Source organism: Teredinibacter haidensis, assembly GCF_014211975.1.
GTDB lineage: Bacteria > Pseudomonadota > Gammaproteobacteria > Pseudomonadales > Cellvibrionaceae > Teredinibacter > Teredinibacter haidensis.
Genome location: NZ_CP060084.1, coordinates 3,836,217 through 3,852,389 on the forward strand (window position 1 = coordinate 3,836,217; position 16,173 = coordinate 3,852,389).

General features: G+C 48.3%; 13 protein-coding genes and 1 pseudogene. 9 read left to right on the plus strand and 5 right to left on the minus strand.

What is annotated here, in order from left to right; genetic code table 11:
- Positions 1–77 precede the first annotated feature (77 nt).
- Positions 78–1,595 carry a cellulose binding domain-containing protein gene (locus tag H5715_RS15470; RefSeq protein ID WP_075187191.1) on the minus strand — a complete coding sequence of 506 codons (1,518 nt, stop codon included), beginning with the start codon at positions 1,593–1,595 and terminating at the stop codon, positions 78–80.
- 470 nt (positions 1,596–2,065) lie between these two features.
- Between H5715_RS15470 and H5715_RS15475 the strand changes: the two genes are divergently transcribed.
- The 4 genes from H5715_RS15475 (at position 2,066) to H5715_RS15490 (ending at position 6,659) form a co-directional block, all read left to right on the plus strand.
- Complete coding sequence (locus H5715_RS15475; protein ID WP_075187077.1) at positions 2,066–2,995, plus strand: DUF3014 domain-containing protein; 930 nt, start codon at positions 2,066–2,068, stop codon at positions 2,993–2,995.
- A 163-nt stretch (positions 2,996–3,158) separates the two neighbouring features.
- Complete coding sequence (locus H5715_RS15480) at positions 3,159–3,518, plus strand: BlaI/MecI/CopY family transcriptional regulator (RefSeq protein ID WP_075187076.1); 360 nt, start codon at positions 3,159–3,161, stop codon at positions 3,516–3,518.
- Positions 3,519–3,702: 184 nt separating this feature from the next.
- A complete protein-coding gene (locus H5715_RS15485) occupies positions 3,703–5,553 on the plus strand; it encodes a M56 family metallopeptidase (RefSeq protein WP_075187075.1) in 1,851 nt (616 codons plus the stop codon).
- A 419-nt stretch (positions 5,554–5,972) separates the two neighbouring features.
- The gene (locus H5715_RS15490; RefSeq protein WP_075187074.1) at positions 5,973–6,659 is read left to right on the plus strand and encodes a hypothetical protein; all 687 of its coding nucleotides are present in this window, start codon (positions 5,973–5,975) and stop codon (positions 6,657–6,659) included.
- Between the two features lie 65 nt (positions 6,660–6,724).
- On the opposite strand, the gene H5715_RS15495 is transcribed toward H5715_RS15490, so the two are convergent.
- Both H5715_RS15495 and H5715_RS15500 read right to left on the minus strand, forming a co-directional pair.
- Positions 6,725–7,054, minus strand: a complete 330-nt coding sequence (locus H5715_RS15495) for a hypothetical protein (RefSeq protein ID WP_075187073.1) — start codon at positions 7,052–7,054, stop codon at positions 6,725–6,727.
- A 437-nt stretch (positions 7,055–7,491) separates the two neighbouring features.
- On the minus strand, positions 7,492–7,722 hold the full coding sequence (locus H5715_RS15500; RefSeq protein WP_075187072.1) for a helix-turn-helix transcriptional regulator: 231 nt from the start codon (positions 7,720–7,722) through the stop codon (positions 7,492–7,494).
- Between the two features lie 492 nt (positions 7,723–8,214).
- On the opposite strand from H5715_RS15500, the gene H5715_RS15505 reads away from it, so the two are divergent.
- From H5715_RS15505 to H5715_RS15520, 4 genes are all read left to right on the plus strand, one after another.
- Positions 8,215–10,230: a TonB-dependent receptor domain-containing protein gene (locus H5715_RS15505; RefSeq protein WP_075187070.1), complete on the plus strand. Its 2,016-nt coding sequence runs from the start codon at positions 8,215–8,217 to the stop codon at positions 10,228–10,230.
- A 47-nt stretch (positions 10,231–10,277) separates the two neighbouring features.
- Positions 10,278–10,475, plus strand: a complete 198-nt coding sequence (locus tag H5715_RS15510) for a cysteine-rich CWC family protein (RefSeq protein ID WP_075187069.1) — start codon at positions 10,278–10,280, stop codon at positions 10,473–10,475.
- A 139-nt stretch (positions 10,476–10,614) separates the two neighbouring features.
- The gene (locus H5715_RS15515) at positions 10,615–13,005 is read left to right on the plus strand and encodes a TonB-dependent receptor (protein WP_246434792.1); all 2,391 of its coding nucleotides are present in this window, start codon (positions 10,615–10,617) and stop codon (positions 13,003–13,005) included.
- Between the two features lie 56 nt (positions 13,006–13,061).
- A complete protein-coding gene (locus tag H5715_RS15520; protein WP_075187067.1) occupies positions 13,062–13,520 on the plus strand; it encodes a transcriptional repressor in 459 nt (152 codons plus the stop codon).
- 93 nt (positions 13,521–13,613) lie between these two features.
- Here H5715_RS15520 and H5715_RS15525 read toward each other — a convergent pair.
- Together H5715_RS15525 and H5715_RS15530 are read right to left on the minus strand one after the other, a co-directional pair.
- Positions 13,614–14,066, minus strand: a pseudogene (locus H5715_RS15525) (LysE family translocator); the annotation flags it as partial.
- Between the two features lie 199 nt (positions 14,067–14,265).
- A complete protein-coding gene (locus H5715_RS15530) occupies positions 14,266–14,556 on the minus strand; it encodes a SemiSWEET transporter (RefSeq protein WP_075187066.1) in 291 nt (96 codons plus the stop codon).
- Positions 14,557–14,672: 116 nt separating this feature from the next.
- On the opposite strand from H5715_RS15530, the gene H5715_RS15535 reads away from it, so the two are divergent.
- Complete coding sequence (locus tag H5715_RS15535) at positions 14,673–16,013, plus strand: GGDEF domain-containing protein (RefSeq protein WP_075187065.1); 1,341 nt, start codon at positions 14,673–14,675, stop codon at positions 16,011–16,013.
- The last annotated feature ends 160 nt before the right edge of the window (positions 16,014–16,173 follow it).

Below are 16,173 nucleotides of genomic sequence, written 5' to 3' on the forward strand. Positions count from 1 at the left end.
GGAAGTGTTTTCAGTAGAAGGTAAGGATAACCGGGCTCCGTTAAGGTAACGGAGCCCGGATTTTAAGAAATGAAAACTTAATTACAGGAGTTGCTGATATCGTTCAAGAAGCCGCGATCCACACCTGAGCGAGCGGTAATCTCGGCAGGACAAGCCACCTCATGCCACTTCAGGCTGGGGTTATCAGCCGCTTCGAACCATTCGGCATACCAGTTACAACCCTGCTGCAGCTCGGTTAAACCACGAGTACCGAATACATTATCGCAACGCTGAGACAGGCAACTTTTGTACTGCTCTCTGCTTGCATTCCAACCCAGCTCATCTTTACACGCGGCCAGTAAACCACCGTATTGAGCACCCAACTCATCGTTAGACACTCCCCATTGATCGGAACAGGCGTTAAATGCGCCTACGCCACCACCGGGAACCAAAATGTCAAACTGACCACCGCCAACATCATAGCCGATGTTAGTGGCCTGAACGATCATACGCTTTCCAGCCAGAGCCGCAGAACCGGGATCGTCACCACCATTGTAAGAAGCGCCCGTGAACTGGATTTCATAACAACGACCACAAACATCACCACTAGAAGTTGCCGCATAACCATAAGACAACGTAGTGCTGACGGCCCAAGGCGTTAAGCTGTGACACATATGGGCGTCGCCGCCGTCACAGGCACTGGAAGCATCGACATCATTCAACGGAGAGTCATTGGTCGTACAGGCGCCCAGAGTTTCTACACCGCTGGGTACATTTCCGCTCCAGCTACAGTGAGCTTTACAGCAATCCCAATAGCGGGTGGCATAGCCATCACAACCCTGAGGGTTAACCACAGATGAGCTGGAAGAGCTGCTAGAGCTGCTGGAACTGCTAGAGCTACTAGAAGAACTGGAAGAGGAGGTGCTAGACGAAGAAGTACTGCAACTGCTAACAACGCCACCACTACCACTTTGGCTTTCACAGGTTGTGCGACCAATACAGCTTTGTGAGTTTTCCCAGCCCCAGCCAGAATCCTGATTCACACACAGCGGACGGGGATCATCCTGGTACCACTGACACATTTCCTGGCAGTCAGTGTTGTTACTGCTGGAACTGCTACTTGAAGAGACTACACTTGAGCTGCTGCTTGAAGAGGAAGAGCTGGAACTACTTGAGCTTGAAGAGCTGCTGGAAATGGAAGAACTGCTGCTTGAAGAGACAACACTCGAGCTACTGGAGCTACTGGTATTTCCACCACCAGAAACACTTAAGGTCGCGACACTGGGCGTACCCGAGCCGTTTGCACAAAAGCCAAAATTTACGCTGGAACCAGCAGCAATACTGCCGTTGTGAGCCGCAGGAGTCACAGTGCTACCGCTCACGCTTCCGTTCCACAAATTGCCGATACTCGTACCGGCCAAGTCTAAGCCAACAGCCCAGTCAGTAATACTGGAACTGCCATTATTGGAGATAGTAACATCGGCACAATAACCGCTACCCCAACTGTTTTGAATAGTAAGCACAGCTTCCCCCGCACCGGAAACCAGTGCATGAGATGCTTGTGCGAGCAGTATGGTACAACCTGCCAGCAATAGTTTAAATTTTGAGTGTTTCATGGCGCCCTCATAGATCATTAAAGTTATTTTGTAAATGAGACAGCTACGCTAACGGATCGACCCCAGGGGAGTGGATAAGCGAAATCATTACCTTGAAAAATGCAATTTGGCCTTTTTTATTGTTATAGCCAGAGCCCGTAAGCGGCTCGTGAAGACAGTTTAAAGCTTACCAGCACAATGCACAAAAATAGTTTTACAGTAAAAACAGCTTTGCAAAAAAGCTAACGAAATATCAAAATGCAAAGCATGTATAAATGCAAACGCTACTCATAGGGCTGTGAACTATTTCGTTACAAACTGTGCGCTCCCTCACAGGCCTCAGGAACCATTCATAGCAATAAATTTATCTGCACGGATCATATAGATAATCACTTGAGCTCAGCGCCACAAAATAGTAAAAGAGATCGGAAAATCGGGAACTCATCGTCACGAAAATCATCATAGAGTCGTGCAGTTACAAGGACATCAGTATGCGAAACGATATTGAAAAATTAGGTGACCTCAATCTCGAAGACACCAAAGAAACGCTGGTGCCTGCACCCGCCAAAGTAAAACCGCTTTTACTCGCGCTGCTGATCATTGCGTTAATACTAGGTGGCGGCCTTTATTATTTTTATGGCAATACCAAACCCCAACCACAAACCGCAACGGCAAGCAGCCCCCCTCAACCTGTCGCCACACCACACCCTTTACCAACACCAAGGCCCGAAGCTGACCCCCTGGCAAACCCGCCGGAACCCGTTGTCACAGAAAAGCCATTACCCCATTTGGACACCAGTGATGAACCGGTGTTAACTGAACTGAAAGAATCTCCTCAGCTCAGCCAATTGGCGGCACTATTGACGCCCGAAGATGTTCTGCGCAAGTCGGTACGCGCGGCTTACAACCTCAGCAAGGGCGCCGTTGTCCCCCAATACCGGCCACTTAAGGGCCCCGATAGCGCCTTTCGCGCACAGGCCATCGGCCGGATGGCAAAAGTACCGGCACCCACAACAAAAGAGGGCTATGTACAAACCGCTGTATTTAAAAACCCTCCGCAAAACCAGCAACGCTACGATCTATACGCGCAAATAGCGACTAGCCTCGACACGGAAACCCTTGTCTCCCTCTATCAACTTTACTACCCGCTATTGCAGCAAGCCTATGACGAATTGGGAGAAGGGCCAGACTCATTCCACTCCGTTGTACTGACTGCTGTGGAAAGCTTTTTGGCGACACCCGCAACCGACTCCGAACCGGAATTAATCCTTACCAGCGTGCAATATCAGTTTCTCGATCCGGCACTGGAATCCCTGCCGAATACGCAAAAATTGTTGCTCCGCATGGGCAACGAAAACAAACGCTCCATTATGGAGAAGCTCACTGAACTGGAAAGCGCGCTTGTTCGCCTCGATTTATAAGGCATTCAAACCATCAATATTGATTTATTTTCAATAGGTTATCGCGCTCCCACAAAACTTTAAACGCCAATCGACTAGTGCTGGACAAAAAGCCCTTGTAACTACGAGAGATCTCGTACACTCTTACCTACGAGATCTCTCGTACAACTAACAAGGATTAACGGTGCCGACACCCACGCAAGCTGAACTCGAAATTTTGAACATCCTCTGGGATGCTGGAGAGATGCGTGTTCAGGGCGTACACGAGCAGTTGAACAAAATTCGCGATATCGGCTACACCACCACCCTGAAAGCCATGCAGGTTATGGTTCAAAAGGGTTTACTGGATCGACGTTTAGAAGGCCGGAGCCATATTTATTTCCCGGTGATTCAAGAGAGTTCCACCAAAAACAAACTGCTGTCACGTTTTATCAACAGTACGTTTAGTGGCTCCAACAGCAGGTTAGTCATGCAACTCTTAGGCAACAACCAAGTTAGCAAAGAAGAAATTGAAGAGATTAAAGCTTTTTTAAAAGATCTCTAGCGGCTTGCTGTAAACGTAAGCGAGGTCGCCAGCGCAAGGTAGAAATGCGGGGTTTATAGCGAATAGCTAAGTATTTTGAACCCGTTTTAACACCGCGCAGACAACGCAGATAGCTTTTCTATAGCAAGCTAGACCCGGAGGAAGAGTAGCGGGCTGTAGATCATTCTCACTGAGGATAACTGACATGGACACTTTTGCATCAGTCTTAAATGGTAATACCGCATATGCGTTTACCTGGACCATAATACATTCCCTCTGGCAGTGCACGTTGATCGCACTAGTACTGGGAATATCGCTCGCCATCAATCGACACCAAAGTGCCAACGGGCGCTATCTTCAAGGCATTATCGCACTGATCATGTGTGTCACGGTGAGTGTCGCAACTTACGCGCACCTCTATCATAGCGTTACGAACGCAACCAATGTTATGCAAACACCCAATACGCTGCTCCAATACTCCGATAGTTTATGGCAGCAGATTTACAGTTTACTGAATAAGAATGTCCAATACATCCTGTTGGTTTGGCTCACCGGCTTTACCCTACAATTTATTCGCTACGCCCGCGATTTTTTTGAAGCCAGCATGCTGCGCTACCGTGGCTGCGAAAACGTTAATCCGGAATGGTTTGGTCGCTGCCAGCAGCTTGCCCACTACCTAAACCTATCAAAAGTGATCCAGGTTAAAAACTCCTGCCGCGTTTCCAGCATTTGTGTTCTAGGTCATTTTAAACCCGTTATTTTATTACCTATTGGCCTGCTAACATCGCTGACTACCGAGCAAGTTGAAGCGCTGCTGCTGCACGAGCTGGCTCATATTCAACGCAACGACTACGTAATTAATGCCATACAATCCTTTGTTCGCCTTCTCTATTTCTTTAACCCGGCTGTTATGTGGATTTCAACACGCATTGATCGCGAAAGAGAAAATTCCTGCGATGACATCGCGGTAAAATATTGCGGCTGCCCCACGCTCTACGCCAAAAGCTTAACCAGCATTTCAGAGTTGGAATCGCGGCTAGCAACCGTATTGGCTGCAAACAAAAACAAATACCAAATGCTTCCGCGCGTAAAACGTTTATTTTCTAACAACTCAGGAATTGCAAAAAGTATGGAACAACTTATCTCGGGTCTGTTCGCTTGCGGGTTGGTGCTTGCAATGAATGTAAGCGCCAATGAATTTAGTTTACCAACGATAAAAACGCCGGCTCCAACAGTTGACAACCTTTCGGTAGAAACGGAGCTCCCAGCTCTTAATCCACAGCCCGTAAAGCCTGCAGAATCACCGGCGAAAATTTCGGCCAAAGTGCAACAGCCACAATCAACTAGCACGACCGTAGAAAAAGTTAACGTAATCGCGGCCACCCAAAGCCTGGATTTTGCCAGCAAAAATTCAACGACCAGAAACACGCAACTCGCACAAGCGGCGGAAACACCTCCACCGAGAACACCAACAGCCGCCGACGGGGAAGGCAATATGGAGATTATGGATTCACCTGAATTTAATAGCCTCTATATTTCCTCAAAGTTCAGCCTGCCGCTATCACGGAAAATATACGTCGAAAAGGCCAGTGTACAATTTGCCGATATTTGGATGGATCGATTTCGTGCGTCTACATCCGCGAATTACCGCACACTGATCGAAGATGACTACGGTACATTACTGACGAAATCCATTAAAAAGCAACTCACCAAGACTGGTTGGCAGGTTGTTGATAAAAAAGATTCTGGCACAGTTATAGTCAAGCCAGAATTAATCGACCTTTATATTTATGCTCCGGAAACATCTGGAATCAAACAAACCATTATCGCAATGGCGGGGCAATCTGGAGTTAAGCTATTGTATTCCACTCCGCAGGGCCAGCCCATAATGAAAATAGTTGATTACCGCAACACCCCCCAATCTGCAGGTAGCCCATTTGTTGCAAATCGTGCGACAAATTTCCACTACTTTAAAAAGCTGATCGATAGTTGGTCGAAATCATCAACGCAGTATTTAAATGGTTTAATGGAGTTGGTTGAGCAACAAAAAAGTTAGTAAGGCATTGGTCAGCGCCAGTAAAGAGTTCGAGTATCCGGGTTGTAATTGAGTATTGAGTTTATTCACTACTACCCCACCTTTTTCGGCCCGGATACCCGATTTATACTGCCTATTTATACGCAATATCACAGTTTATCAAATACCACTTACGTCGCACTTAAACATGATGGATCATTCCCTGGTGCGACTTTTTTTCATCCGAATCAAAACAGAAAAAAACCGAAGCTAAAAAGCGCAACTCCGGATACACCCACCACAAGCATTAAAACCCACGCTTTGACAGCACTAGAAAAGTATCTTCATTTTGCATTACAAATACGCAAACTACCTGTATTATCGATTCTTTAAACAGAACTATCTGTACTCTGTCCAGGAATAAGTAATCCATACCAACCAAACAGGAGTTGCATCAAGATATGGATACCCGAAAATTACTGTCATTATTTATAGGGGCATTGGTTGCCAGCTCCGCAATCTCGTTTCAGCTCGGGAAAAATTCAGTGCCGCCTGCCGAAATACCCACTCAATTATCAAGCCGCTTAGATTCACCGTCCCTCGCCCCCTGCACGATTCCCCCATTCACAGGGGAAGATATAACGCTAGCAAAGAAAAGTTTCCCGGAAACAAAGCCAGCCTATACGGAAGCCTCTCATAAAGATGAAGAAAGCCCCGTAAACTCAAGGATGTATACTCAAGTAAGCGATGGTTCTCAGCAAATTGAAACGTTTTCCAGCTTTATTGAGAAAGCAGAAAAAGAAAATAAAGCCCCCATGCAACTGGCTAACGAGCGCTTCGAAGCCGAAGAAATAGATTACAACTGGGCAACAAGCCGGGAAGATGAACTTTTTTCGATGTTCGATAACCACGAAGCCCTGCAGGATATTGCACCGTTATCGGTAATCTGCAAAACAAAAAATTGCCAGGTGATACTCGCAACAGAAGGCGATCAACAAGCCAACATACTTTCAGTCAAATTTTCTAACGCAATATCTACCGGCACAGAAGAGACGACCAGCGCTACCGTTTCCTATTTTGTGAACCGAGGCACAGGTGAATTAATCTTTTACCTTTCCGAAGATTCCAGTTCGGCGCTGTTTCAGTAGAAAAAGCACAAACCTTACAAAAAAGCCCCATCAAGTAAATGATAGGGCTACACATAATGGGCTATTTACTTTTCGTAAACGCGCCAGTTATCACAGTTATTAAACGAAGTGTAATAGTTGCTATCCCTAGTTCCCATTGTACAGTTCTGATGATTGCCATTAGTCTCAAGCAACCTTGTTACGGTTACCGTGTGGCCTGGGCACTGCACTAAATATTCGTTATATAAATAGCTGTAACCATAACCGCCCCCACCCGTACCATAGGACTGAGTTGCCGAACACTCAGGAGGATAATTTCCCTGAACAGGGTCATTCCACTCAAAAATTTTCCCCGCATTTGCAGAAGCAGCAAAACTCATAGACAACACTAGTCCAGCCAATAATTTAAATTTCATATTTTTTCCTTGAATTTTATTAACCCGAATTATTATATTGGCATCTTGCCCCGAGCTTTTTCCAAACTACACTCCTCGCAGAAACGAGCACGGTACAGCTCCCTAAAATAGTTAACGTTTGAATAATATTGTTCAGAGGTACTATTTACAAATGATATGACTGTCTAGCTAAATATAAATTAGAATAATATTGCTTTCAATTTAAATGGCGACAAGAAGATAGAAGGGGCGCCAGAAGCCCAGGGATCACGTAGACGAGACACTCTTAATCCACAATCAACGCGAGCTAAAAAGTACAAGCCACCAGAAGTACACCTAAACGAGGTGGAAGCCCCTGTAATAATGCGGGACGATATAAGCCGAACAGACAGGAAATGTAGATGCGAGGATTTTTACGGATAAGGAAAAGGAGCAAAGGAGCAAAGGAGGGAGAAGGTTTACGAATATCGAAGAGTATCAATCTCATATTGAAAAACCTCTTCCAATACCACATTAGAACTATGGGCAATCCGAAAAGCGAGACCCAAAGAGGCGGAGTGTCTATTAGACTCCAATGCCGAAATAGTTTTGCGGGTAGCCCCCACAGCTTTCAACAATTTCTGCTGCGTCATTTCATTGTTGTCGAAACGTTGCTGACGAATTGTGTCGCGAATTTGTCTACCGGCCATATCAAATCTTCACGCCGATAATAAAAAATTTGTGCTGCAGCTTTTACACTGGTTGAAACAATAATAATCAACAAAAGTATATTTGCTGAGAGCATGGGTGATAAATCCAGCGCAATACCTATTTACTCAAACAAAAACATACCGCCGAGCCCCGCATTTACAATTAGCGGCATCACTAAAAATACCCCGAGACTCAAAACGCACATCACGCTCACCCCTGCCCTCAATGTTGTTGCTGCCAATGAATATCAAGCGCCCTGCGATCAATGCAACGATAGAAAATGTAATAATCTGCCCAATTACTGCTGCCAACTCCACCCATAAATTCCTTTCCCGATACGACAGACCATTAAAAGTCCATATAGAACGTACTGTCTATTTGTAATGTAAAAAATATATTACATTCATGGCTCGCTCTACTGCGACAATTCGCCACATCCCGATCATTCGCTTCGTTCTTTATCATTTACCCCTAACTTGGGAGAGCATCTAATGAAAATAAGAATATTGATCGCCGCCATGTCGGCAGTCGCCGTGCAGGCATTGGCTACCACCGACTTGCCTATCGAGGTTGTCGAAGTAATTGGCGACAACACGATGACCAAAGAACAACAGCTCGACAGCCAATCTACCCTGAGCAAGCCGGTACAGGATGCCGGCGAGCTATTGCGCTCTGTCAACGGTGTGGCCGCCACCCGGCGCGGCGGCAGGGGATTTGAACCCATAATTCGGGGGCAATCTCAAAATCAGCTGAACATAATGACCGATGGCGCCTATACCTTTGGCGCCTGCCCCGGTCGCATGGATCCGCCCACAGCCTATACCGCAATGGACAACTTCGACCAGCTCACCATTATAAAAGGCAATCGCTCGGTGATTTACGGGGCTGGCGGTAGTGGTGGAACGCTTTTGTTTGAACACAAGCGTCCGGAGTTTAAGGACAAAAACTATCTCGGCTCCATCGGCCTTGGCTATACCAGTAGTTCCGAATCTCAAGATGGCTCGGCCAACCTCGCGTTCGGCAATAAGCGCGCCTTTGGCCGTGTCTTTGGCGACGTGAAATCCTCCGATAACTACGAAGATGCCGACGGGAATGTCACCGCGTCTTCGTTTGATTCCTCAAGTTATGGCCTGATTGCTGGCAGCGACCTTAACAACCAACACTATCTGCAGCTCTCTTTTGAAGGGGTAAGCGAGGACGATGTGTGGTTCGCTGGCAACGGTATGGATTCTCCCTGGACCGACTCGGAAACGGCACGTCTTAAATGGGTCTATAGCGGCGGAACCCTGGTAGACAGCTTTGAGCTAAGCCTTTACCAGAGCAACGTCGATCACTTGATGGACAACTACAGCGTGCGCAACCGCATGCCCATGAATGAAAACGGTATGGCTGCACCCAGCAGCTCTGATACCCAGGGCGCCCGCTGGCTGGCCAATCTTCAAAACGGGAAAGCCGAATGGCGTTTTGGCCTAGATCATCGCGCTAATGACCGTAGCGCAGAGCTATATATGGATGCCGGTAAAGACGGCAACTACAACATGCTGGCCTCGATTATGTGGCCCGGCGTCGAGCAGCAGCAAACCGGCATTTTCGCCGAACTGGACTATCAACTGAACGATCAAGACCTACTACGTTTTGGCTCCCGTGTTGACCAGTTCGATGCCAATGCCACCCGCGCCGACGAACCTGCTGGCATGATGGGCAGCGCCACCCCCAACACGCTCTATCAAAACGCCTATGGTGTAACGGCCAGCGACCAAAGCGATACCGACCTAGGACTGGTGCTGGGTTGGGATCACAAACTGTCCAGCAAAACTGTGTTCAGTACCAATGTCAGTCGCAGCGTACGTGCCGCCGATGCTACCGAGCAGTTTATTGCCCGCAGCGCCATGGGCAGCAGTTGGGTAGGAAACCCCGATATTGCCGCCGAAAAACATCAGCAATTGGATATTACCGTGGTCTCGCGTGGTGAGACCCAACGCTGGTCCGCCACGGTATTCTGGGACAAAGTTAACGACTACATTGAGCGCTACAACTTGGAAACCGCCACCCTCTACCGCAATACCGATGCAAAACTTTACGGGATTGAAGTGGACGGCAGTCGCCATCTTAGCGATACACTCTCAGCAACCGCCGCCCTCAGCTACACTCGCGGCGAAAGCGACAATGGCGACCTGGGCCAGATCGCGCCACTGGAAGCGCGCTTTAACCTAGACTACCAACGCGATCAATGGGCTGCAGGCGCAGAGTTGGTCGCCACCACCAAGCAGGATAAGGTGAACCCTGTGATTGATGCTGGCGAAACCGATGGCTTTACGGTTCTAAACTTCTACAGTAGCTGGGAACCGCTAAAATCCCTGCGTCTGCAGGCGGGAATCGAAAATTTGCTAGATGAAATGTACGCCTACCATGTTAACGCCGCCAACTCTGATCCCTTCAATCCTGACCCAGTTCGGGTTAACGAACCTGGTCGTCGCATCTGGCTGAAGGTACGCTACGCGTTTTAACGTTACAATTGCGGGCCAGCAATTCCCTCGTAGTAACCGGATCAGATATGAGTCGTACTGAAAAGCCGTGCCCCCGTTGTGAAAAGCCCTTCCAATGCAACGCGGCCGATATCTCCAACTGCCAGTGCTTTAAGGTCCAGATTAGCCCCAAAGCACAGGCATTTATTGCCAAGCGCTGGCAGGAGTGCCTGTGCAACCAATGCCTGAAACGCGTCCAGTTCCAGCTTATCAGCGCTGATTATTAGCGCGCTTCCCCCAGCGACCGAGCCAGATCGGTCGGTCGCGCCTTAAAAACCCTAGAAAGCATCACACTTTTGTCATATTCAAATGATATGCTGTATCATATCTAACTTGTCAGATTTTAGGAGCATCATTTTGAAACATGTGGCTGTAGGCGCATCACTTCTCTTCTCTTCACTCGTAGCGAACGCCTTCGATGGCATCGTAACCGATGACAAGGGTCAACCCATTAGCAACGCCAGCGTCGAAGTGGTCGGTAGTAAAAGCGCTGCCAGAACCAACGCACAAGGTAAATTTCATCTTGACGAGATCGATATTGACGAGCTACATGTCCAGGCCGAGGGTTATAGCCACAGGGTACTGCACCTGCACGGCGAAGCCATCGAACCACTGAACATTGTACTTAGCACCTCTATTGTTGAGCAGGTGGATGTAATCGGCCTACCCATTCACGCATCCATCATGGAATCGGTACAGCCCATTAGCGTCGTCAGCGGCGACGAGTTGCGCAACAAGCAGGCGGGTACTCTGGGCGAAACCCTAAAATACGAAATCGGTGTACACAGCAGCTATTTTGGCCCCAATACCAGCAGCCCGATTATTCGTGGACTCGATGGCCCGCGTGTGCTGATCACCCAAAACGGCCTTGACGTCAGCGATGCCTCTCGCGTTGGCCCCGACCACGCTGTTGCCAGTGAAGCAACAACGGCCGAACAAATTGAAATACTTCGTGGCCCGGCAACCTTGTTTTATGGCTCCGGCGCCATTGGCGGTGTCGTCAACGTAGTGGATGACCGCGTACCCAGCGATAGCGAGAGCCGTGCGGCATTCAACATCAGCCACGATACGGTTAATAGTGAAGACTCACTCTCCGCCGCCTACACCGGTGGCAGCGACATCCTCGCCGTTCATCTCGACGGCTTTTGGCGCGACAGTGAGAACATCAAGCTTCCGGATGATCTGCATCAGGAGCACGACTCAGACGAGGAAGAAGAGCACCACAGCGACACCCTTGCCAACAGCGCCTCCGAAGGCCAGGGCTATAACCTTGGCGCCAGCTGGTTGGTGGATAATGGCTATATCGGACTGTCGTACGGGTATCTCGACCGCTTAAGTGGTGTACCCGGGCACGGTGCGCATGGTGAAGAAGATGGCGATGACATACATTCGGGTGAAAAAGTACTCTCGGATTTAGAGCAAGAGCGCTGGCAGTTGCTCAGCGACATAGCACTAGACCATCCACTAATCTCCGGCATTAACACCCGCATCGGTTATACCGATTACCAACACGCGGAGATACATGCGGGTGAGGATGAGGATGAGGACGCCGCGGTGGAAGGCGACGAACATCACGAAGACGGAACCGTTTTTACCAATAAAACGCTGCAATTGCGCACGGATATCGTTCATCAGGAACTGCAGGGCTGGCGTGGAGCCTTCTCTCTGGAAGCCAAAACCGTTGATTTTAAAGCGGTGGGCGAAGAAGCCTTCACCTCCCCCTCAAAAACCGACAGCCTTGCGCTCGCGCTGGTGGAAGAAAAACATCTTGGAGCCATGCTCTGGCAACTGGGCGCGCGCATTGAGCAGGTTTCCCTGAGCGCAGACGATTTGGAACTCGAGGTACACGATCACGAAGCTGATGGCGACGAGGCCCATCTCGACCTCACCTTCGATGAACTTAGCTTCCATCCCTACAGTCTGTCTGCCGGTGCCGTGTGGGAGTTCACCGAGGGCTATAACGTAAGTGCGGCCCTTACCCACGCCCAGCGCGCACCCGCCGCCGCCGAACTCTACTCAGTTGGCCCGCATATCGGAACCGGCTCTTACGAAATTGGCGCACTATTTGAGCTGCACCCAGAAGCCGATGCATTGCACCTGGACTATCACGGCCAAGCGAGTGAGGAAAAATCCAATAACCTGGATCTGAGCCTACGCAAATTTAGCGGGGATCTAAGCCTCGTTCTTAACGCATTCTATAACCAGGTGGACGATTTCTACAGCTCCATCAACACCGGCTACACCAGCGAAGACCTGTTTGGCCACGAAGAAGAGGTCGAAGCTGAGGACGGACACGACCACGACGCACTGCCTATTTATATCTACCAGCAACAGGATACGCGCTTCTACGGGCTGGAAGCCGAGCTGACCTGGCAACTGGCGGCCCCCCTAAAGTGGACAATTTGGGGGGATAGTATTCGCGGCAAGCTGAAAGAGGGCGGAAATCTGCCACGTATTCCGCCCAAGCGTTTGGGTAATCAACTCGTCCTGGAACAGGGTAACTGGCAAGCGGAGCTAAATCTGGTGCATAACTTCGCCCAAAACCAAACCGCCGTCAACGAGAGCACAACCGGAAACTCCACTTTGCTGGACGCGCAAATTTCCTACCGTGTTAACAGGCAAAATGGCGATATAACCCTCTACGCCAAAGGCCAGAACCTAACAGATACCGAAGCACGTATACATTCGTCCTTCCTGAAAGACTTCTCGCCACTGCCCGGGCGCGGATTTATTTTGGGCATTCGCGGGAGTTTTTAAGTACTATCGTCAGTAGTCGAGCCCTCGGCTACTGACAATGTCCACACTGGGTTTTTATGAATATAAAAAAAATTCTGTCTACTGCGGAACAAACCTGCAACGATTCCGGCACCCGTTTTACCGATAAACGCAAGCATGTGCTGAGCTGTTTACTGGAATCGCAAAAACCTCTTTCGGCTTACGATTTGGTCGACGACATGCGTGAGCGTTATGACGAAAGCCTGCCACCCATGTCTATCTACCGCATATTGGAATTTTTGGAAAGTGAAAACCTAGTCCACAAACTCAGCTCTACCAATAAATTTATCGCCTGCTCCCATATTGCCTGTGAGCACTCCCACCAAGTACCCCAGTTTTTAATTTGCGACCGATGCGGAATTGTAAAGGAGATTGGCATACACAAAGACGTCGCTACCTCATTGCAAAACAGCGTAACCGCGGCGGGATTTTTCCTGCAAAGCCCGCAGCTGGAATTACACTGCCTCTGCAGTAGCTGCTCAACCGCCGGTAAGTAAGTATACCTCTGTCTATCTACAGGCATAGACCGCCAGAGCAGGGGTACGGTCGTTTCAATGCCTCATTGCTGACCTCGACGAAAGAGCACCGATTCAAGCCCGAAGCGCCACGAATAAGCCTCCCCCCATCAGGGCTGAAGCAGCGCCATACTTAATAAATTTTTGAGATACCGTGTACTTCATTACCGAGTGGGCTTTATATACAACAAATGAGTAGAGCAGCATTACACCTCCAACAGCAACGGTCGTAACCAAAAGAATAACAACAAGATCACCACTGCTTAAATTGGCCAAATCCACAAAAGCTGGGAAAAAACTAAAATAGAAAAGTACCGCTTTCGGATTTCCCAGGGTTGTCATTAAGCCCGGAAAATAGCTCTGAGAGTAGTCAACAGCCTTGCCACTACTTAATCTCCCAAAGCGGGATTTGGATCGTAAGATCTGAAAACCCAGCCAGAGCAGATAGACCGCCCCCAGGTATTTCACAACAATAAACAAGTTGCCCAACACATCTGCTAGCGCAACCAAACCAAATACTGCCAAAAAACATAGATATAGCCGCCCATCACAATACCGACGCTAGTGCTTATGCCATGCCGAAAACCGCCGCTAAGCGTGCGAGAAACTACTATAAGAATACCCGGCCCTGGTATGGCGGCTAATATCACCATGGAAAAAATAGTGCAATAATTGCCGTCCCAGAGAGGCTAAGCTCTATATTCATGAAAATACTCAGTAGGGTCGTTTAATCTGGTTCAGCAGCAACACTGTCCACCGCGCGATAGACGTTGCTAGCTTTAATGAAAAGAATAATAAACGACAGGAAAAAGGTGACTATATTCGCCACAATAATCGCCGAATCGTTACGCACTACACCATAGGCAAGCCACAAGAGAATACCAATGGTAAATACCGCGTACATCCAGAGTGAAAGGGCTTTTGTATCCCGTGTGCGAATAACTTTAATCGCCTGAGGTAGAAAGGAAAAGGTAGTAAAACATGCGGCAATATAGCCAAGCATCTCGATATTAGACATCTGTATTTCCCAACATAGCGTATAGACGGCTGCATATTACACCATCCGCTGCTATGTCGATGTGCGCAGCCGATAGGTCTGCTCTATACTCAGTTAAACATCTGGTATTGATCTGAATGGAAAACCCGATAACTGATTCAAAACTCAGGTTACTTTTCCTGTCACTAACATTTAGCGTGGCCTATGTTTTGCTATACGACCACCTACCTCAACGCACTCTGCAGCTTATACCCAGCCTACGGGAGATCAGCGTTTATTCCGACACCACCGGTAGTAGTATCGCGACCTGGTTAAACAAGGAAGAACACACTTTTCGCTGCACCTATAACGACTCCCCCTCCAATTACAAGTATTGCGGTATGAATATCCAATTGGGCGATGGTCTGTCAAAGGGGGTAGACCTAACAGCCTACGATACTATCCATCTGCGAATGCACTACAGCGGTACTGCGGTACTGCGGTACTGCGGTACTGCGAACATTCTCCGATTATTTATACGCAACTTTAGCCCACTATTTTCTGAAGTAGGCACAAGCCGAAATTCCGCAAAATACAACAGCATGCTGTTGCCCGTTAAAGATCTCAGTAGCGATTTAGATATTTATTTCACTGAATTCGCGGTAGCCGAATGGTGGATTCGCTCGTCCGGTCTACCCCGGGCAATGTCCAGCCCTGAATTCAACAATGTTATTGCGCTTGGTATTGATCCCCCCTTTCCAGCTCCGTTTGGCGATCACGATTTCGAAATCGAAATGATGAGCCTCAGCGGGCCACTAATCTCTCGAGCAAACTGGTATCTGACTCTGCTTAGCTTCTGGTTTGTCGGCTTGATCGGCGCAGGTATTACCAGACACTACAAGCTCCGTTTGGACTATACAAGGAACCGGCGTCTGCTCAAGGAAGAAAAAGACAAAAGCGAACGCATTACACAGGAGTCCCAAAAATACAAGGAGATGGCAGTAGTCGATCCACTCACGGGCACCCTGAATAGAAGAGGTTTTAATGGCGTTATTGATCAAATGCTTAACGCCTCTGATATCAACCGCGCATCGATCATTATGTTGGATATCGACTGGTTTAAAGCCATTAACGATACCTACGGCCACCTGCTCGGCGACAGAGTACTGTCTATGCTCGGCAATCTACTCAACAACAAGGTACGTGAGCATGATGAAGTGGACCGCTGGGGGGGGGAAGAGTTTATTATTTTCTGCCCAAACACCTCTAGTGAAGGCGCCATGAAACTTGCTGAAAACCTGCGAAAATCCATGACGGTCATTAAGCTTGACGACAAAACACCACCCATCACCGTTAGCTTTGGTGTTGCCTCAATTGACAACCATAGTTGGGAAGTGGCTCTCGAGCACGCCGATATCGCGCTTTATAATGCCAAGAGTGATGGACGAAACTGTGTACGCATCTACCAAAATATTCAGGGGGAAAATAACGTGAAATAGACCCCAACCTCGCGTACCCACTGCAATGTGTTACCGTTAATAAATGTAATTAAGAGAAAAGCCGTTCGTCATATCGCTGCTATTTCAATATCGAAACCGTTATTGCGAAAAATAATGGTCCGACACAGGTAACGCCCGCCAGATAAATAAAATTTTTCTG